The sequence below is a fragment of the Brevibacillus thermoruber 423 genome (genome assembly GCF_000454065.1).
GTDB lineage: Bacteria > Bacillota > Bacilli > Brevibacillales > Brevibacillaceae > Brevibacillus > Brevibacillus thermoruber.
Map to the genome: position 1 here is coordinate 906 of NZ_KE695656.1, position 16896 is coordinate 17801.

The window sequence follows — 16896 nt, forward strand, 5'->3', positions numbered from 1 at the left end:
CCTCAGCGTCAGTTACAGACCAGAAAGCCGCCTTCGCCACTGGTGTTCCTCCACATCTCTACGCATTTCACCGCTACACGTGGAATTCCGCTTTCCTCTTCTGCACTCAAGTCGAGCAGTTTCCAATGCGTACCGGGGTTGAGCCCCGGGCTTTGACATCAGACTTACCCGACCGCCTGCGCGCGCTTTACGCCCAATAATTCCGGACAACGCTTGCCCCCTACGTATTACCGCGGCTGCTGGCACGTAGTTAGCCGGGGCTTTCTCGTCAGGTACCGTCAAGGTACCGCCCTGTTCGAACGGTACTTGTTCGTCCCTGACAACAGAACTTTACAATCCGAAGACCTTCATCGTTCACGCGGCGTTGCTCCATCAGGCTTTCGCCCATTGTGGAAAATTCCCTACTGCTGCCTCCCGTAGGAGTCTGGGCCGTGTCTCAGTCCCAGTGTGGCCGGTCACCCTCTCAGGTCGGCTACGCATCGTCGCCTTGGTAGGCCGTTACCCCACCAACTAGCTAATGCGCCGCAGGCCCATCCGCAAGTGGTAGCTTGCGCCACCTTTCCGCACCCTCTCATGCGAGAAGGTGCCCTATCCGGTATTAGCGTAAGTTTCCCTACGTTATCCCGGTCTTGCGGGCAGGTTGCCTACGTGTTACTCACCCGTCCGCCGCTAACCTGTCTGAAGCAAGCTTCAAACAGGTCCGCTCGACTTGCATGTATTAGGCACGCCGCCAGCGTTCGTCCTGAGCCAGGATCAAACTCTCCAATAAAGTTGAGTTGAATCATTAGCTTCAAGAAAAAGAATTGCTAGGCTCGTTCAACGCTTTCGCTGTTCAGTTTTCAAGGAGCATGATCACTGTTTTCGCCTCGAGCTCCTCGTCGTTTTTGACTTGTTCTCTCGAGGACAAGAATTAATCTATCACGTGTACCCACTTTAAGTCAATAGGTTTTTTAAAAATATTTATCAGGTAAAATATTCCTTTTGTGAGTTCCTGCGTCTGACGTACTTGGAGAGCTCGTTGGGCGAGGCGATGCGGGCGTACATGCGAAAGATAATCGAATACCTTTCCTCCATGGCCCGCTTGACCAGATAATCAATCCGCTTGTCGCCAAAGTCCAGCAGCATCTCTTCCAGTTCTCGCTTTAGCAGATACTCCAGCTCTTGCACTTCTTTTGCATTGAATAAAAACCCCAGCAACCATATCGACCTCCGCCTCACCGAGTCTACCCTTTATCATGTCCAACCAATTTCGGGCATATTCACGAACAAAACAAACCCCCTCTGATCAGAGGGGGTCCGGCGAAGCTACTGGAGCCATTTCACTTGTTGAAGCTGTTCCCCTATGGTCGAGTGGAGAAGCAACGGGGTCACCACGCTCTCCACCACGGCAGCCACAAACAGCAAACCAATGACGGTCAGCACGGCAGTGGGGAATTGTTTCAACACGTCGTACCAGTCGTTTTTTACCCGCTCCCAACTGCTCGGCTGAAAAAGTCCGCCAACGGAACGCAAACTGAGCACGCCCAAACGCATGCCCAAGCCGGCAGCGAACAGGACCGTCGGCAGCTCAATGATGCCATGCGGCAAAATGCCGACCGCGAAGATGAGCCACGGGCTTATTCCCGCCGCGCTGTACTGCGCCAGGATATAGCCGAACAGCACGCCGTTGGCCACCATCCCGATCACGGGGAAAACGGCAAAAAACAGCCCCAACGCCATCATCATCAGCGAACTGGTGACGTTGTTGACAAAGATCGCCCAAAACAAAGCCGTCACCCCTTGGCCGCTATCCCTGATGCGCTGGGCCATGTCCTTCAATTCGTCCATCAGGCCGCTGACCATATCGTGCACGGTATGGGACTGCAGAAAGCCGACCATGGCTCCACCCAAAAACAGCAGGCAGGCGGTCACAATGTACCACTTGTTGTCCGTCCACAGGCGTCGAAACCGAGTGTTCATGAAGTACGCTCCTTTACAGCCTGGTTAGTACACTATATGCATTGTACCGCAACAATACCCACCCGGACAAAGAATATCCTCCTCAATCCGGCATAAACTGTAAGGGGACAAAGGAGGTGCCGTCATGAAATTCATGTTCGTCTTGAGCGCGCAACGCTTGAAACAGGTGCTGATCATCCTCACCGCTCTCCTGATGGCGGCTGGCATCGCCTATGCCGAACGGGACGCCATCACCGTCATCTCGGACAGCAGCAAAGCTCCCCAAGCCATTTACAAGGTGGATACCAAAGAGAAAAAAATCGCCCTGACCTTCGACATTAGCTGGGGAGAGACGAGAGCCGTGCCCATTTTGGACATCCTGAAGGAAAAAAAGGTAAACAAAGCGACCTTTTTCCTGTCTTCCCCCTGGAGCCAGCGTCATCCGGAGATCGTCAAGCGGATCGTCGACGACGGATTTGAAATCGGTTCCCACGGGCATAAACACGACTATTACAGCAAATATACGGACGAGGAAATTCGCGCCCAGATCGGCAGGGCCCACACGATTCTGACCGAACTGACGGGGAAAAAGCCCAAGCTGATCCGCATGCCGAACGGAGACTTCGACAAGCGCGTGCTGCGGATTGCCGATGAAATGGGCTACACGGTCATCCAGTGGGACACCGACTCCAAGGACTGGATCAATCCCGGCGTCGACACGATTGTAAACAACGTCTTGTCCAAAGCCCATCCGGGCGACATCGTGCTGCTCCACGCCAGTGATTCCTGTAAGCAGACCCACCTCGCCCTGCCCCGGATTATCGACAAGCTGCGGGCCGACGGCTACGAGTTCGTCACCGTCTCGGAACTGATTGCCGGTTCCCAGGTACAAAGCCAGGAAGTCAAGTAAGCGAAAAAAGCTGACCGTTGACAGCGGTCAGCTTTCCCGTTTGACCAGACGATGCAATTGCATGACTTGCCAGACGTTGCAAAACAAGAGCGGCACCAGCATCGACAAGGTAGCGTGCACGTTGTATTGTTTCAACGCGGGAATCCATTCGATGGCGGAAAACACGAACATGAAAAACAGCGTGGGCACCCATGCCGTCTGGTTGGTCAGGCGCGCTTTCCCGTAGGCGGTGACCACGGCGACCAGCAGGAGCAGGATCGGCTCCACGAAAAACGGCCAGACGGAGCCGTCTTCGCCCAACAGGGTGTAACGCAGGTACACCATGTCAAAAAATACAAACAACACCAAAAATACCTGGATGCTCTTCCACAACGAAGGGTTTTTGAACAGCCCTCGCGCAAGGTAATTGATCGTCATGTAGGCAAAAAAACCCATTTGCGCCACAATGCTGATGGTCATCCCGTACAGCATTTGCATGAACGTGCCCATAAAAAAATTGGCCATGCCGCCTTCCAGCAATTTTTCCGATGCGAAAATCATGCCGACCAGAATCCCGCCCAACCCGCCAAGCAGCAGGGTGGTAAAAAACAGCCAGCCGTACTTGCGCAGACTCACCGTACGTCCCTCCTATCCACATCGATAATGATTGTACCAACCCGTGCAAGAAAATACTAGCGTAAGAACAAAACAATCGGTGCACGTTAAGGGTAGCCGGGTAAAGGAGGTCACCGCCCATGAGGAAGCGAACCGTATCGTTTTGGTTGTTGCTGGCGGTCAGCCTGATCATGACAAGCTGCGGCGTCGGCGGACCAGCTCAGAACACGACACAGCCTGATTATAGAAGCATGAAGGACATGGTCCTGGACATTTTGAAGACGGACGAAGCCAAAAAATCCGTAATCAACATGATGAAGGACGAATCGTTCAAGCAAAGCCTCATCATGGACGAGTCCACGGTACGCACCGCGCTGATCCAGAGCATTTCCAAGCCGGACAATCCGCAAATCAAAGAAGCGTTCAAGGACCCGAAATTCACCAGCACGCTGGCCAAATCGATGAAGAACGAGCACAAGGCGCTGATAAAAGACCTGATGAAGGATCCCGAGTACCAGAAAATGATGATCAGCATCATGCGGGACCCGGAGTTCGAAAAAAATATGATGGAACTGATGAGAAGCTCCGCGTACCGGAAACAAACCATGCAAATCATGAAGGAAGCGATGCAAAGCCCCCTGTTCCAGGCCGAGATGATGACGTTGATGACCAAGGCCACGGAAGACATGATGAAGCCGAAAACCATGAAAAAAGGCAAGAAAAAAAGCGGCAGCGGGGAAGGCGGCGGAGACAGCCAATCCTAAAGAGAAAGGTGAGCTCCCATCAAGAGCCCACCTTTTTGTTTTTCGCTTATTGGCCGATGGCTGCTTCGCACTTTTCGGCGACGCGCTTGGCCATATCCAGATACAGCTTGCCGATCGGCGAATCGGCCCGGTAGACGGACGGCGAATAGTCCGGCTCGGCCGGATGGTTGTCCGGCTGACCGAGCGGAATCTGGGCCAGCAGTTCGGTGCTGAGCACCTCGGCCAGTTTCGCCCCGCCTCCTTTGCCAAACACGTACTCCTTGGAGCCATCCTTCGCCTCGTACCAGGCCATGTTTTCCACGACCCCGAGGATCTCGTGTCCGGTCCGTTTGGCCATCGCCCCCGCCCGGGCGGCTACAAACGAGGCTGTCGGGTGCGGCGTCGTCACAATGATTTCCTTGCTCTGCGGAATCATCGTGTGCACGTCCAGGGCCATGTCTCCCGTTCCCGGCGGCAGGTCGAGCAGCAAATAGTCGAGGTCATCGCCCCAGTGCACTTCCGTAAAGAAGTTGCGCAGCATCTTGCCCAGCATCGGACCGCGCCAGATCACCGGCGAGTTGTCCTCCACGAAAAAGCCCATGGACATCACTTTCACGCCGAATTGTTCCACCGGCAAAATCGTTTCGCCGATCACCGTCGGACGCTGTTCGATGTTCATCATGTCCGGTACGCTGAACCCGTAAATGTCTGCGTCGATAATGCCGACGCGTTTTCCCATGCGGGCCAGCGAGACGGCCAGATTGACGGTGACGGTGGACTTGCCGACACCGCCTTTTCCGGAGGTGATGGCGATAAAGGTGGTGTGGGAGTCTTTGGCCAGAATCGGGTTCAACAGCGGCGCTTGTCCCGCAGGAGCAGCCGGTGTCTGCCCCCCGCGCAATTGGGCGCTTAGGGCGGCCCGCTCCTCGTCTGTCATCGCTCCAAATTGGAGGCGTACCTCTTTGGCCCCCAATTGCTTGAGCGCGTCGATGACGTCCTGCTCGATCTTCGCCTTCAGCGGACAGCCGGTAATCGTCAGCACGACGGTCAGGCTGACCGTTTCTCCGTCGATGCGGATGTCGCGAATCATGTTTAATTCCACCAGGCTGCGGTTAATTTCCGGGTCTTTTACGTCACGCAGCGCTTCCAGCACTTGTTCTTTCGTCAACATATCGTCCACCCCAGGCATCAATATTTGTCAAGATGTCCCAACCATTTGTCCTACAGTCGTACGCGCGTCCATTATAGCATATCCAACAGGGCTGGACACGTTTGCGGGCGCGCTTACGGCAGGTTTGGCACCTTTTCGCCCGAATAATGGCGCAGCATGCCCTGGTAAATGGCGTTGGCCAGCGCTTTCTGATACTCGACGGAACGAAGCCGTTTCGCTTCCTCCGGGTTGCTGGCAAAGCCCACCTCCACCAGCACGGCCGGGCAGTTCACTTCGCGGATCAGGAAGACGTCATCCGTCTTGATCGGATGGCGATCGGTATTGTTCAGCACCCGTTTGATTTCGTTCTGGATCAGGTAGGACATTTCCGCGCTCTTCTTGTAGGCCGGATAGTAGAAGGTCTGCGCGCCGGACCACCGCGGCGAGGGAATGGCATTGACGTGAATGCTGACGAGAAAATCGGGCGTGCTGTCGTTGACCAGCTTGACCCGGTTGCGAATGTCTTCCGACTTGCGCTGCCGCAGCTTCTGCACCTCCGGGGAAGCGAGGTCCTTGTCTTCCTCCCGGGTCATGATCACGTAAGCTCCCGCCTGCTGCAGGAAATCGCGCAGATACATGCTGATGGCCAGGGTCACCTCTTTTTCCACGACCGTGCCGTCCGCGGAAACGGCCCCGCCGTCCGGTCCGCCGTGCCCCGGATCAATGGCGATCACCGTACCGGCCAGCGGCAGCGACCAGGCCGTCCAGGAGGAGCGTTCCGGCGCTTCATAGGTGAACAACACCAGCAGCAAAAAGAAGGCAAGCACCCAGCCGACTACTTTTCGAGCCACCTTGCACCGTCCCCTTTGTCCCATTCTCTTTCCCATCATATGGACAATACCGGACAATTATGACGGCTCACGGGAAAAACAAAAACCCCTGTCTGCAAGCCAGACAAGGGGTTTTGCATCGAACAGCCGATTAGCGCTTGGAGAATTGCGGAGCGCGGCGAGCTGCTTTGAGACCGTATTTTTTACGCTCTTTCATGCGCGGATCGCGAGTCAGGAAGCCGGCGCGTTTCAGGGCGCCGCGCAGTTCCGGATCTGCTTTCAGCAGCGCACGAGCCACACCGTGACGGATGGCACCAGCTTGACCGGTGGTACCGCCACCTTTTACGTTGACCAATACATCGTAGCGACCCAGCGTTTCAGTCAGTACGAGCGGTTGTTTCACAATCAGTTTCAGGGTTTCCAACCCAAAGTAGTTATCCATGTCACGCTTGTTGATCACAATGCGACCTTCGCCAGGAACCAGGCGAACGCGTGCTACGGAGTGCTTACGACGACCTGTACCGTAGTATTGTACTTGTGCCACGAGTCTTTCCTCCCTTTACCTTATCCGCGGATTTGCCAAACTTCCGGTTTTTGTGCTGCGTGCGGATGTTCCGGACCAGCGTATACTTTCAGCTTGGTGAAGATTTGACGTCCCAGGCTGTTTTTCGGCAGCATGCCTTTTACAGCCAGTTCAAACATTTTTACAGGTTTGTTTTTCAGCATGTCGCCTGCTGTCGTCTTTTTCAGACCACCCGGGTAGAGGGAGTGGGAGTAGTAGATTTTGTCCTGCAGTTTTTTCCCGGTCAGTTTTACTTTGTCCGCGTTGATCACGATTACGAAATCGCCGGTGTCAACGTGCGGGGTGAATTCCGGTTTGTATTTGCCGCGCAGAATGGAAGCGACTTCGCTAGCCAGACGCCCGAGCGTTTGACCTTCTGCGTCAACGATGTACCATTTGCGCTCGACTTCGAGCGGTTTCGCCATATATGTGGTACGCATGTTTGTCCCTCCTAAATTGTTACCGTTCCATCTGGAATCATGGAAATCATGAAGTGGAGAACGCTGCCTGTAACGGGTGAGCAACTTCTCCAGGTGTTTCATTGAAACCACGTTCTTGTTTTTCAATCCCGGGGCTAGAGTGGGGCTAGCGGGGTATGAAAATACCAAGGAATATCGTACTACATCGGAGAGGCTGAGTCAAGAGCCGACTTCCTCCCCAACGGCTGGAAAAAGGCCTGTCCGGTCTTGAGCCGGTCGCCGAGCGTCAATAGATGACCTCCCACATCGTCAGCCCTTTCGCGGGCGCCGTTTTTCCGGCCTGTTCCCGGTCCCTCGCCCGCAGAATCTCCTTTACCTCGTCCGGGTGGCGCTTGCCCTGGCCCACTTCCACCAGGGTGCCGACGATGATCCGCACCATGTTGTACAAAAACCCGTTGCCCCGGCAGACGACCCAAATCTCGCTGCCCGTCCGCTCCACGCGCAGGTCGTTCACAGTCCGCACCTTGTCCTCGACAAAGGTTTTGGCCGAACAAAACGACGTGAAGTCGTGCTCGCCGATCAGGTGAGCGGCAGCACGCCGCATCGCCTCCAGATCGAGCGGGTGGCGGATATGGTCGGCGTAGCGATGGCGGAAGACGTCGGGGACCGGTCGGTTGTCGATGCAGTAGCGGTACTCCTTGACCTTGACGTCGAAACGGGCGTGAAACGCCGGATCCGCCTCCTCCACCGAGCGGATGACGATGGAATCGGGGAGCTGATTGTTCAGCACAAACGCCCACTTGTCGATCGGAATGCCGCTGGCGGTATCGAAGTGGAAAACCTGGCCGCGGGCGTGGACGCCGGCGTCGGTCCGGCCGGAACCGACAATCTGGATCTCCTCTCCGGTGATCCGCCGCAGCGCGGCTTCGATCTCGCCCTGAACCGTAATCTGATCGGGCTGTACCTGAAACCCGCTGTAATCCGTGCCGTCGTAGGCCACGACGCACTTCAAACGCCTCATGTGCGCCACCATCCTATCACAAACGTAAGTGCACAAGCCGCCGCGGCCACGCAGCCGTCCCGCCAGCTCCACTTCAGCCTGCGTAGACGCGTGCGCCCCACTCCCCCGCGATAGCCGCGCGCCTCCATCGCCAAAGCCAGCTCTTCTGCCCGGCGGAATGCGCCGACAAACAGCGGAATGACGATCGGCATCAGACTGCGGGCGCGGCGGACGAGGCTGCCCTCGGTCAAATTGGCCCCCCGGGCCGTCTGCGCCTTGATGATCTTGTCCGTCTCCTCCATCAGCGTGGGGATGAAGCGAAGCGCGATCGACATCATCAGGGCGATCTCATGCACGGGAACGCCGATCCGGCCGGTGGGACCGAGCAGCCTCTCCAATCCTTCCGTCAGGTCAATCGGGGACGTCGTCAGCGTCAAGAGGGAGCTGATCAGCACGAGCAGCGTCAGGCGAAGCGAGATGAACACCGCCTGGCGGACCCCCATTTCCTCCACGCTCAGCCATCCCCAGCGGAAGTAGACCTCTCCCCCCTTGGTGATCACGAGGTGCAGGACCACGGTAAAGAGGATCAGCAGCCAGATAGGGCGCAGGCTTTTCAAAATGTACGACAGCGACAGTCGGGACAACAGGACGCCTGCCAGCATGAAACCCACCAGGACGGCATAGGTGGCCGCGTTGTTGGCCCAAAAGACAAGCGCGGCGAACAGGATGACAAACAGCAGTTTGCTGCGGGGGTCGGTCTGGTGGAGAAACGATTGTCCCGGCACGTACTGGCCGATCGCAATGTGCTGCAGCATGGCCTATCGCTCCTTTGCCACGGACAGCCGCGCCAACAGATGTTCGATCAGCGCTTCTTCCCGATACAGGGACGAAGGCAGCCGTTCCGTTTCCGGCAGCCGTTGATTCAATTGCGTGACCAGCGCCACTGTCTCCGGCACGTCCAGCGCCAGCTCCCGCAGTCGGTCGGCGTGCGCGAACACCTCATCCGGGCTGCCTTCCAGCACCGCCCGTCCCTGTGCCATGACAATCAGCCGGTCGGCGTAGCGGGCCGCTTCTTCCATGCTGTGCGTGACCAGCACGGTGGTGAGCCGCTGTTCGCGATGAATCCGGTAAATGGCTTCCAAAATCGCCTTGCGCCCGGCGGGATCAAGCCCTGCCGTCGGTTCGTCCAAAATCAGCACCTTGGGCTGCATCGCCAATACGCCGGCAATCGCCACGCGCCGCATCTGCCCGCCGCTCAGATGAAACGGGGAGCGGTCCTTGACCGCTTCATAGTCAAGGCCGACGATCTCGAGCGCCTCCCGGACCCTAACCTCCACCAGCTCCGGCGGCATGTCAAAGTTGAGCGGCCCAAACGCCACATCCTTGGCGACCGTCTCTTCAAACAACTGGTGTTCCGGGTACTGAAAGACGAGGCCGATGTCGCGCCGGCGGGCATGGGGCATTTTTTCCCGCGGGGTCACCTTTACGTCCCCCAGGGTGATCGTACCCGACGTCGGCTGCAGCAGACCGTTGAGGTGCTGGATCAGCGTGGACTTGCCCGATCCCGTTTGGCCGATGATGCCCACAAACGAGCCCGCCGGAATGGTCAGCGAGACGTCGCGCAGCGCCGTCCGTTCAAACGGCGTTCCTCTGCCGTAGATGTGGCTTACCTGGTCAAAAGTAATCTGCATAAGTGCTCCACCAGCTCCTCTTGGTGCAGTACAAACGGAAGCTGTACTCCCTCGTCCGCCAGCGCGCGGCGAAGCCGGACGGCAAACGGCACGTCCAGGCCCAGTTCCTGCAGGCGCTCCGGCCGGGCAAACACCTCGGAAGGGGAACCGTCCAGCTCAATCCGCCCGCCGCTCATGACGATGACCCGATCGGAAAAGACGGCTTCTTCGGGAAAATGGGTGATATTCACCACCGTGATTCCCTCTTCCCGGTTGAGCCGGCGGGCCAACGCCAACACGTCACGCCGTCCCTGGGGATCCAGCATCGCTGTCGCCTCGTCCAGAATGAGCACGGATGGGCGCATCGCCATGATGCCGGCGATCGCCACGCGCTGCTTCTGACCGCCCGACAGGTGGTGGGGTTGGTCGTGCAGGTGGCGCTCCATCCCGACGGCCGCCAGCGCTTCGTCCACACGGCGGCGCATCTCGTCCGGCGGCACGCCCATGTTCTCCAGGCCGAATGCCACATCGTCCTCCACAGTGGCCCCCACGATCTGATTGTCCGGATTTTGAAACACCATGCCGACGTGGCGGCGCACTTCCCAGAGCAGCTCGCCGTCCCTGGTGTCCATGCCGCTGACGATGACGGCTCCCTCGTTCGGGAGCAGCAGGCCGTTCGACAGTTTGGCCAGCGTCGACTTGCCCGATCCGTTGGGACCGAGGATGGAGACAAAGGTTCCTTTGGCAATCTCCAAGTCGATCCCGTTCAGCACCGGTACGGCCGCCCCTCCCTCGCCCTCGTAGGCAAAAGAGACGCCCTGGAAAGCCAGCAGTTGTTCCTCCTTCATGAGGCGCTCACATCCTCCCAGCCTTGGACAGGGATTTGAACAAAGAAAAAAGGGCATGAATCAGAGTCCAGCCTAAGACCAGAGTCTGTCCCCACCCTTTTTCACAATCTGAGTGTGCTATTACACTAATTCGATGTACGCCATCGGTGCTGCGTCGCCGCGGCGAGGACCTGTCTTCAGGATACGGGTGTAACCGCCGTTGCGCTCTTTGTAACGAGGCGCGATCTCATCGAACAGCTTTTGAACCGCATCGCGGCCTTCTTCATTCGCCACTTCCTTGCGAACGAAAGCAGCGACTTGACGGCGAGCATGCAGGTCACCGCGCTTGGCCAGCGTAATCATTTGTTCAGCGATGGAGCGCAGTTCTTTTGCCTTCATCTCGGTGGTTTCAATGCGCTCGTTGATGATCAGGTCGGTTACCAAGTCGCGGAACAGCGCTTTGCGCGCCGCGCTACGACGACCCAATTTACGGTATGCCATGTTCTTACCTCCTTTTTCACGCTGGCACCGCTCAGCCATGGCTGGAGCGAAGCCAGATCTGAAATCCCCTCTCCGGAGGGAATGTTCCGTGAGGACGGAGTCCAGGCGCTGTCAGCCTTCCCTAGTCGTCGCTGCGCAGGGACAAGCCCAACTCAGCCAGCTTTTCCTGCACTTCTTCCAGGGATTTGCGGCCCAAGTTGCGCACTTTCATCATGTCCTCTTCGGTCTTCTGCGTCAGCTCTTGCACGGTATTGATACCGGCACGCTTCAAGCAGTTGTAGGAACGGACAGAGAGATCGAGCTCTTCGATGGTCATCTCGAGCACTTTCTCTTTCTTGTCCTCTTCTTTTTCGACCATGATTTCCGCATCTTTCGCCTCATCCGTCAGGCCGACAAACAGGTTGAGATGCTCCGTCATGATTTTGGCGCCGAGACTAACGGCTTCTTCCGGACTGATGCTGCCGTTGGTCCATACTTCAAGCGTCAACTTGTCATAGTTGGTCATTTGCCCGACACGGGTATTTTCCACTTGATAGTTGACGCGCTTGATCGGCGTATAAATCGAATCAATCGGAATCACACCGATCGGTTGGTCTTCCGATTTGTTACCATCTGCTTGAACATATCCACGTCCACGTCCAGCTGTCATACGAATGTGCAGACGACCGCCATTTGCTAACGTTGCGATATGAAGATCAGGGTTCAAGATCTCCACATCGCTGTCGGCGCGGATATCTCCCGCCTTGACGACGCCTTCGCCCTCTGCGTCAATCTCGATGACTTTTTCTTCATCGGAATGAATCTTCAGCGCCAGGCCCTTGATGTTCAGGATGATTTCCGTCACATCTTCCACAACGCCTTCAACCGTAGAGAACTCGTGAAGGACCCCGTCAATTTGAACGGTGCGCACTGCCGCGCCTGGCAAAGACGAGAGGAGAATCCGTCTCAGCGAGTTGCCAAGAGTGGTGCCGTATCCGCGCTCCAGAGGTTCAACAACGAACTTCCCGTACGAGTTGTCGTCGCTTACTTCCACAACCTCGATTTTCGGTTTTTCTATTTCTATCATTAAACAAACCCTCCTTCAAAACGTCGAAATTCTTGGGTGGGCCGATTCAGCCCACTCAGGAATTTCCCCGGCGGTTTACCGTTTGCGTGCATGACAAGCTATTGAATCAGAATTTACCATTCTAGTATGGACATGTTCTGAACGATATAAACCCGTTACACGCGGCGACGTTTTGGCGGACGGCAACCGTTGTGCGGAATCGGCGTCACGTCTTTGATCATGTTTACTTCCAGACCTGCTGCTTGCAGGGAACGGATCGCGGCTTCACGGCCAGCGCCCGGTCCTTTTACCAGCACTTCGCAAGAACGCATGCCATGTTCCATTGCTACGCGCGCAGCGGCTTCGGCAGCCATTTGCGCAGCGAACGGCGTGCTCTTGCGGGAGCCCTTGAAGCCGAGGGCACCTGCACTGGACCAGGAAATTGCGTTGCCGTGCGGATCAGTGATGGTTACGATCGTGTTGTTAAACGTGGAGCGGATGTGAGCTACGCCGACTTCCACGTTTTTGCGATCACGACGACGGGTACGAGTAGCAGTCGCTTGTTTTCTTTTCGCCATGTCCAATTACCCTCCTTTACTTCTTCTTGTTCGCTACAGTACGGCGCGGGCCTTTGCGCGTACGAGCGTTGGTTTTCGTGCGTTGACCGCGAACCGGCAGGCCACGGCGGTGACGGATGCCGCGGTAGCAGCCGATTTCCATCAGACGCTTGATGTTCAGGGAGATCTCACGACGAAGATCGCCTTCCACCTTCAGGTTTTTGTCGATGTAATCGCGCAGTTTGCTGACTTCTTCTTCTGTCAGGTCACGAACGCGAGTATCCGGATTTACGCCGGTAGCGGACAGAATTTTTTGGGACGTGGGACGGCCGATACCAAAGATGTAGGTAAGAGCGATTTCCACGCGCTTTTCGCGAGGCAAGTCAACGCCTGCAATACGTGCCATGTGTCAAAAGCACCTCCTTGATTACCCTTGTTTTTGCTTATGCTTAGGATTTTCACAAATAACCATTACGTTACCTTTCCGACGGATAACCTTGCACTTTTCGCAAATCGGTTTAACCGAAGGTCTCACTTTCATGGTTCTTGCCTCCCTCTTCTAGGGGTTTCGCTTATTTGTAGCGGTACGTAATGCGTCCGCGTGTCAAGTCGTACGGCGACAGCTCAACCGTTACCTTATCCCCAGGCAGAATGCGGATAAAGTGCATGCGGATCTTTCCGGAGACGTGAGCGAGCACCTTGTGCCCATTCTCTAATTCTACCCGAAACATCGCATTCGGCAAAGGCTCGATTACCGTACCTTCCACTTCAATCACATCGTCTTTTGCCATGGCAAGCTCTCCTTTCCTCTGTCTTCAGTCAGACCATGAGTTTTGCGTTTGGCTCACACAACGAACTTAACGTCGACACGTTGGACGACAATTCCGAAGCGAACCCGGGGCTTCGGCTACGCCCGCGTTAAAATCTCATAGCCCTCTTCCGTAATCGCGATGGTGTGTTCAAAATGAGCACATTTTTTTCGATCCACTGTCACAACCGTCCAATTGTCCTCCAAAGTGCGGACATAACGTTCGCCGGCATTGACCATTGGTTCGACTGCCAACACCATTCCCGGTTTCAACCGTGGACCGCGTCCAGGCGGGCCGTAGTTGGGAACCTGGGGGTCTTCGTGCAAGTTTTGCCCGATCCCATGCCCCACATACTCGCGAACGAGCGTGAAGCCGGCAGCCTCTGCGTGGATCTGAATCGCGTGGGAAATGTCAGACAGCCGCGCACCGGGCATGGCTTTCTCCAGCCCCTTGTACAGCGACTCTTCCGTCACTCGCAGCAAACGCTGATCTTCTTCCGAAATGTTGCCGACCGGATACGTCCAAGCGGAGTCTCCATGATACCCTTGGAACTGGGCACCGATGTCGATGCTGATGATGTCTCCTTCTTGCAACGTCCGTTTTCCTGGGATCCCGTGTACGAGTTCTTCATTGACTGAAGTACAGATACTTCCTGGAAAGCCACCGTAGCCTTTGAACGATGGAATGGCTCCCATGCTGCGGATAAAGGTTTCGGCGAGTTCGTCCAGTTGCTTTGTCGTCACGCCAGGCTTGATGGCCTTGGCCAGCTCTTGATGGGTGAGTGCGACGATCCGACCAGCTTCGCGCATAACCTCAAGCTCTGCTTTCGACTTCAGGATGATCATGCTCCCTTACCCTCGCAACACAGACGTGATTTCCGCGAATACGACCTGGATATCCTGTTCACCATTGATGTTTCGCAGGAGGCCTTGCTCAGCGTAGTAGTCGATGAGCGGTTGTGCTTGGGCGATGTTGACATCGAGGCGCTGCGCCACCACTTCCGGCTTGTCGTCATCGCGCTGGAACAGCTTGCCGCCATCCTTGTCGCACACGCCTGCCTCTTTCGGCGGATTGAACAGCGTGTGGTAGCTCGCTCCGCAAATCGGGCAGATCCAGCGACCGGTCAGACGTTCGATCAGGAACTCCCGGCGAACGTTGATATTGATCACATGGTCGATCTCGCGGCCCAGCTCCTTCAAGGTAGCCGTCAATGCCTCCGCCTGCGGCACCGTGCGCGGAAACCCGTCGAGCAGGAATCCCTTTGCGCAATCATCCATCGCCAGGCGCTCCCGCACGATCCCGATGACGATCTCATCGGGGACGAGCAGCCCTTTATCCATGTAGGACTTGGCTTCAAGTCCGAGCGGCGTCTCGTTTTTGACCGCTGCCCGGAACATGTCGCCAGTCGAGATGTGCGGGATGTCAAACTCTTTTACGATTCGTTCCGCCTGCGTACCTTTGCCGGCCCCAGGCAAACCCATCAAAATTATATTCACGTCCATTCCCTCCGTCCCGTGCGAAAAGCTTCACCGCGCATCGCGCAGCCTCCGGTCGGCTGAAGAAAGCTTTTCAACACCTCGGTTACTTGATGAACCCTTGGTAGTGGCGCTTGATCATCTGGCTTTCGATCTGCTTCATCGTATCGAGCGCAACCCCGATCACGATCAAAAGCGACGTACCGCCGATGTAAATCGACTGCGGCAGGTTCGCCAGCTTGCTGAAGAAGAATGGCATGATGGAAATCACCATCAGGAACAGAGCGCCCGCCAGTGTCAGACGGTTCAACGTACGGGTAATGTACACCTCGGTGTTTTTACCGGGTCGGATACCAGGAATGTAACCGCCATTTTTCTTCATGTTCTCCGCCAGTTGTACAGGGTTGATCTGTACAAAGGTGTAGAAGTAGGTGAACCCGATAATCAAGAACGCGTAAAGCGTCATCCCAAACGGTGCGCTGGGTTGGAAATGCGTGTAAATCCAGTTGGCGATTCCCGTTCCGGATGGATCCACCCAGAACTGTGCAATGGTAGAGGGGAAAATCACCAGCGAGACGGCGAAGATGACCGGAATCACACCCGCCGAGTTAATCTTCAGCGGGATGTGCGTGGATTGACCACCGTACATTTTGCGGCCAACCACGCGTTTGGCGTACTGTACCGGAATCTTGCGCACACCTTGCTGCATGAAAATGACCCCGACAATAATGGCGATGATCACCAGCAGAATGAGCAGTACCTTCACGATACTGAAGAACAAATTTTGGCTCGGATCGCTGAACTGGGACGTGTAAATCGTCGCGATGCCGGTCGGGATGTTGGCCACGATCCCGGCCACGATGATAATCGAAATCCCGTTGCCGATCCCTTTCTCCGTAATTTGTTCGCCCATCCACATCAGGAACGAGGTCCCTGCTGTAAGGGTGATGGCAATCAATGCGTAACTGCCAATGGACGTGTCTTTCAGCAAACCAGGCGCCATGTTGTTGAAGCCGATAGTCATCCCCACCGACTGGATGAGGGCGAGGACCACCGTGAAGTAACGGGTCACCGTCGCGATCTTGCGGCGTCCCACTTCCCCTTCACGGGCCCACTGCGTAAACTTCGGCACCACATCCATGGACAGGAGCTGCATGATGATCGATGCCGTGATGTACGGCATGATCCCCATCGCAAAAATCGAGAAGTTTTGCAGCGCCCCGCCGGAGAAGGTGTTCAACAACCCCAGCAGATGGTTCGTGTTCTGCTGAAACAACTCGACATTCACGTTGGGGACAGGGACGAAGCTCCCGATTCGGAAGACGACCAGCATCATCAGTGTAAACAAAACCTTACGACGCAGGTCGCCTATCTTAAAAATGTTAGTGAGCGAGGCTAACATTAGATCACCTCGGCTGTTCCACCGACTTGAGCGATCTTCTCAGCAGCAGCAGCGGAGAACTTGTGAGCTTTTACGGTCAGCTTCACGTTCAGTTCGCCGTTGGCAAGAACTTTTACACCGTCACGCAGAGCGGAAATAACGCCGGTTTCTTTCAGCAGTTCAGGCGTCACCACGGTGCCTTCTTCAAAACGGTTCAGCGCGTCCAGGCTCACAATCGCGTATTCCTTGCGAGAGATGTTGGTGAAACCGCGCTTAGGCAGACGACGGTACAGCGGGTTTTGACCACCCTCGAAACCAGGGCGAACACCGCCGCCGGAACGGGCGTTTTGACCTTTGTGACCTTTGCCGGCGGTTTTGCCGGTACCGCTACCGATACCGCGACCGACGCGCTTACGAGTGTGACGGGATCCTTCTGCAGGTTTCAGTTCATGCAATTTCATTCCTTGCACCTCCTAACCTTATGG

General features: G+C 56.0%; 23 protein-coding genes and 1 rRNA gene (1 of these 24 cut by a window edge). 2 read left to right on the forward strand and 22 right to left on the reverse strand.

All coding sequences use genetic code 11. From position 1 onward, the window contains the following. The 3 genes from M516_RS0121995 to M516_RS0122005 form a co-directional block, all read right to left on the reverse strand. Positions 1–769, reverse strand: a 16S ribosomal RNA gene (locus M516_RS0121995); it reaches 738 nt to the left of the window's first position. Positions 770–963: 194 nt separating this feature from the next. Further along, positions 964–1197 (reverse strand): hypothetical protein, encoded by a 234-nt coding sequence (locus M516_RS0122000; RefSeq protein WP_029101031.1) that lies wholly within the window; start codon positions 1195–1197, stop codon positions 964–966. A 108-nt stretch (positions 1198–1305) separates the two neighbouring features. Continuing rightward, on the reverse strand, positions 1306–1959 hold the full coding sequence (locus M516_RS0122005; RefSeq protein WP_029101032.1) for a stage II sporulation protein M: 654 nt from the start codon (positions 1957–1959) through the stop codon (positions 1306–1308). A 124-nt stretch (positions 1960–2083) separates the two neighbouring features. Between M516_RS0122005 and pdaB the strand changes: the two genes are divergently transcribed. Next, positions 2084–2848: a polysaccharide deacetylase family sporulation protein PdaB gene (pdaB, locus tag M516_RS0122010; protein WP_029101033.1), complete on the forward strand. Its 765-nt coding sequence runs from the start codon at positions 2084–2086 to the stop codon at positions 2846–2848. Positions 2849–2875: 27 nt separating this feature from the next. On the opposite strand, the gene M516_RS0122015 is transcribed toward pdaB, so the two are convergent. Further along, entirely contained in the window at positions 2876–3463 is a 588-nt protein-coding gene (locus M516_RS0122015; protein ID WP_029101034.1) for a KinB-signaling pathway activation protein, read from the reverse strand. 119 nt (positions 3464–3582) lie between these two features. On the opposite strand from M516_RS0122015, the gene gerD reads away from it, so the two are divergent. Next, positions 3583–4206: a spore germination lipoprotein GerD gene (gene gerD / locus M516_RS0122020; RefSeq protein WP_029101035.1), complete on the forward strand. Its 624-nt coding sequence runs from the start codon at positions 3583–3585 to the stop codon at positions 4204–4206. 46 nt (positions 4207–4252) lie between these two features. On the opposite strand, the gene M516_RS0122025 is transcribed toward gerD, so the two are convergent. From M516_RS0122025 to rplO, 18 genes are all read right to left on the reverse strand, one after another. Next, positions 4253–5356 (reverse strand): Mrp/NBP35 family ATP-binding protein, encoded by a 1104-nt coding sequence (locus tag M516_RS0122025; protein ID WP_029101036.1) that lies wholly within the window; start codon positions 5354–5356, stop codon positions 4253–4255. 113 nt (positions 5357–5469) lie between these two features. Then, on the reverse strand, positions 5470–6186 hold the full coding sequence (gene cwlD / locus M516_RS0122030; RefSeq protein WP_029101037.1) for an N-acetylmuramoyl-L-alanine amidase CwlD: 717 nt from the start codon (positions 6184–6186) through the stop codon (positions 5470–5472). Between the two features lie 130 nt (positions 6187–6316). Further along, positions 6317–6709 (reverse strand): 30S ribosomal protein S9, encoded by a 393-nt coding sequence (gene rpsI / locus M516_RS0122035; RefSeq protein WP_029101038.1) that lies wholly within the window; start codon positions 6707–6709, stop codon positions 6317–6319. A 20-nt stretch (positions 6710–6729) separates the two neighbouring features. Further along, positions 6730–7167, reverse strand: a complete 438-nt coding sequence (gene rplM / locus M516_RS0122040) for a 50S ribosomal protein L13 (protein ID WP_029101039.1) — start codon at positions 7165–7167, stop codon at positions 6730–6732. A gap of 265 nt (positions 7168–7432) precedes the next feature. Continuing rightward, complete coding sequence (gene truA, locus M516_RS0122050; protein WP_029101040.1) at positions 7433–8167, reverse strand: tRNA pseudouridine(38-40) synthase TruA; 735 nt, start codon at positions 8165–8167, stop codon at positions 7433–7435. Next, positions 8164–8961: an energy-coupling factor transporter transmembrane component T family protein gene (locus M516_RS0122055; RefSeq protein ID WP_029101041.1), complete on the reverse strand. Its 798-nt coding sequence runs from the start codon at positions 8959–8961 to the stop codon at positions 8164–8166. The genes truA and M516_RS0122055 overlap by 4 nt, the downstream gene beginning before the upstream one ends. A gap of 3 nt (positions 8962–8964) precedes the next feature. Continuing rightward, positions 8965–9837, reverse strand: coding sequence for an energy-coupling factor transporter ATPase (locus tag M516_RS0122060; protein ID WP_029101042.1), 873 nt, complete (start codon positions 9835–9837; stop codon positions 8965–8967). Next, complete coding sequence (locus tag M516_RS0122065; RefSeq protein WP_029101043.1) at positions 9813–10664, reverse strand: energy-coupling factor transporter ATPase; 852 nt, start codon at positions 10662–10664, stop codon at positions 9813–9815. The genes M516_RS0122060 and M516_RS0122065 overlap by 25 nt, the downstream gene beginning before the upstream one ends. 120 nt (positions 10665–10784) lie before the next feature. Further along, positions 10785–11144 (reverse strand): 50S ribosomal protein L17, encoded by a 360-nt coding sequence (rplQ, locus tag M516_RS0122070; RefSeq protein WP_029101044.1) that lies wholly within the window; start codon positions 11142–11144, stop codon positions 10785–10787. A gap of 121 nt (positions 11145–11265) precedes the next feature. Beyond that, on the reverse strand, positions 11266–12210 hold the full coding sequence (locus tag M516_RS0122075; RefSeq protein ID WP_029101045.1) for a DNA-directed RNA polymerase subunit alpha: 945 nt from the start codon (positions 12208–12210) through the stop codon (positions 11266–11268). Positions 12211–12365: 155 nt separating this feature from the next. Beyond that, complete coding sequence (rpsK, locus tag M516_RS0122080; RefSeq protein WP_029101046.1) at positions 12366–12767, reverse strand: 30S ribosomal protein S11; 402 nt, start codon at positions 12765–12767, stop codon at positions 12366–12368. A gap of 16 nt (positions 12768–12783) precedes the next feature. Continuing rightward, positions 12784–13152 carry a 30S ribosomal protein S13 gene (gene rpsM, locus M516_RS0122085; RefSeq protein WP_029101047.1) on the reverse strand — a complete coding sequence of 123 codons (369 nt, stop codon included), beginning with the start codon at positions 13150–13152 and terminating at the stop codon, positions 12784–12786. Positions 13153–13173: 21 nt separating this feature from the next. Further along, positions 13174–13287: a 50S ribosomal protein L36 gene (rpmJ, locus tag M516_RS25060; RefSeq protein ID WP_003333770.1), complete on the reverse strand. Its 114-nt coding sequence runs from the start codon at positions 13285–13287 to the stop codon at positions 13174–13176. Between the two features lie 31 nt (positions 13288–13318). After that, positions 13319–13537: a translation initiation factor IF-1 gene (gene infA / locus M516_RS0122090; RefSeq protein WP_003333772.1), complete on the reverse strand. Its 219-nt coding sequence runs from the start codon at positions 13535–13537 to the stop codon at positions 13319–13321. Positions 13538–13653: 116 nt separating this feature from the next. Continuing rightward, positions 13654–14400 (reverse strand): type I methionyl aminopeptidase, encoded by a 747-nt coding sequence (gene map / locus M516_RS0122095; protein ID WP_029101048.1) that lies wholly within the window; start codon positions 14398–14400, stop codon positions 13654–13656. A 6-nt stretch (positions 14401–14406) separates the two neighbouring features. After that, positions 14407–15051, reverse strand: coding sequence for an adenylate kinase (locus tag M516_RS0122100; protein ID WP_029101049.1), 645 nt, complete (start codon positions 15049–15051; stop codon positions 14407–14409). An 85-nt stretch (positions 15052–15136) separates the two neighbouring features. Then, positions 15137–16432, reverse strand: coding sequence for a preprotein translocase subunit SecY (gene secY, locus M516_RS0122105; RefSeq protein WP_029101050.1), 1296 nt, complete (start codon positions 16430–16432; stop codon positions 15137–15139). After that, positions 16432–16872, reverse strand: a complete 441-nt coding sequence (gene rplO / locus M516_RS0122110) for a 50S ribosomal protein L15 (RefSeq protein ID WP_029101051.1) — start codon at positions 16870–16872, stop codon at positions 16432–16434. Before rplO ends, secY begins: the two co-directional genes overlap by 1 nt. Positions 16873–16896: the final 24 nt, after the last annotated feature.

What these genes read in the sequence shown, in the direction of transcription:
- infA (WP_003333772.1), bottom strand. Translation starts at nt 13,537, where the DNA reads ATGGCAAAAGACGATGTGATTGAAGTGGAAGGTACGGTAATCGAGCCT.
- rplM (WP_029101039.1), bottom strand. Translation starts at nt 7,167, where the DNA reads ATGCGTACCACATATATGGCGAAACCGCTCGAAGTCGAGCGCAAATGG.
- M516_RS0122060 (WP_029101042.1), bottom strand. Translation starts at nt 9,837, where the DNA reads ATGCAGATTACTTTTGACCAGGTAAGCCACATCTACGGCAGAGGAACG.
- rpmJ (WP_003333770.1), bottom strand. Translation starts at nt 13,287, where the DNA reads ATGAAAGTGAGACCTTCGGTTAAACCGATTTGCGAAAAGTGCAAGGTT.
- map (WP_029101048.1), bottom strand. Translation starts at nt 14,400, where the DNA reads ATGATCATCCTGAAGTCGAAAGCAGAGCTTGAGGTTATGCGCGAAGCT.
- gerD (WP_029101035.1), top strand. Translation starts at nt 3,583, where the DNA reads ATGAGGAAGCGAACCGTATCGTTTTGGTTGTTGCTGGCGGTCAGCCTG.
- rpsM (WP_029101047.1), bottom strand. Translation starts at nt 13,152, where the DNA reads ATGGCACGTATTGCAGGCGTTGACTTGCCTCGCGAAAAGCGCGTGGAA.
- truA (WP_029101040.1), bottom strand. Translation starts at nt 8,167, where the DNA reads ATGAGGCGTTTGAAGTGCGTCGTGGCCTACGACGGCACGGATTACAGC.
- pdaB (WP_029101033.1), top strand. Translation starts at nt 2,084, where the DNA reads ATGAAATTCATGTTCGTCTTGAGCGCGCAACGCTTGAAACAGGTGCTG.
- M516_RS0122065 (WP_029101043.1), bottom strand. Translation starts at nt 10,664, where the DNA reads ATGAAGGAGGAACAACTGCTGGCTTTCCAGGGCGTCTCTTTTGCCTAC.
- secY (WP_029101050.1), bottom strand. Translation starts at nt 16,432, where the DNA reads ATGTTAGCCTCGCTCACTAACATTTTTAAGATAGGCGACCTGCGTCGT.
- rplO (WP_029101051.1), bottom strand. Translation starts at nt 16,872, where the DNA reads ATGAAATTGCATGAACTGAAACCTGCAGAAGGATCCCGTCACACTCGT.
- M516_RS0122025 (WP_029101036.1), bottom strand. Translation starts at nt 5,356, where the DNA reads ATGTTGACGAAAGAACAAGTGCTGGAAGCGCTGCGTGACGTAAAAGAC.
- rplQ (WP_029101044.1), bottom strand. Translation starts at nt 11,144, where the DNA reads ATGGCATACCGTAAATTGGGTCGTCGTAGCGCGGCGCGCAAAGCGCTG.
- rpsK (WP_029101046.1), bottom strand. Translation starts at nt 12,767, where the DNA reads ATGGCGAAAAGAAAACAAGCGACTGCTACTCGTACCCGTCGTCGTGAT.
- M516_RS0122055 (WP_029101041.1), bottom strand. Translation starts at nt 8,961, where the DNA reads ATGCTGCAGCACATTGCGATCGGCCAGTACGTGCCGGGACAATCGTTT.
- M516_RS0122075 (WP_029101045.1), bottom strand. Translation starts at nt 12,210, where the DNA reads ATGATAGAAATAGAAAAACCGAAAATCGAGGTTGTGGAAGTAAGCGAC.
- M516_RS0122005 (WP_029101032.1), bottom strand. Translation starts at nt 1,959, where the DNA reads ATGAACACTCGGTTTCGACGCCTGTGGACGGACAACAAGTGGTACATT.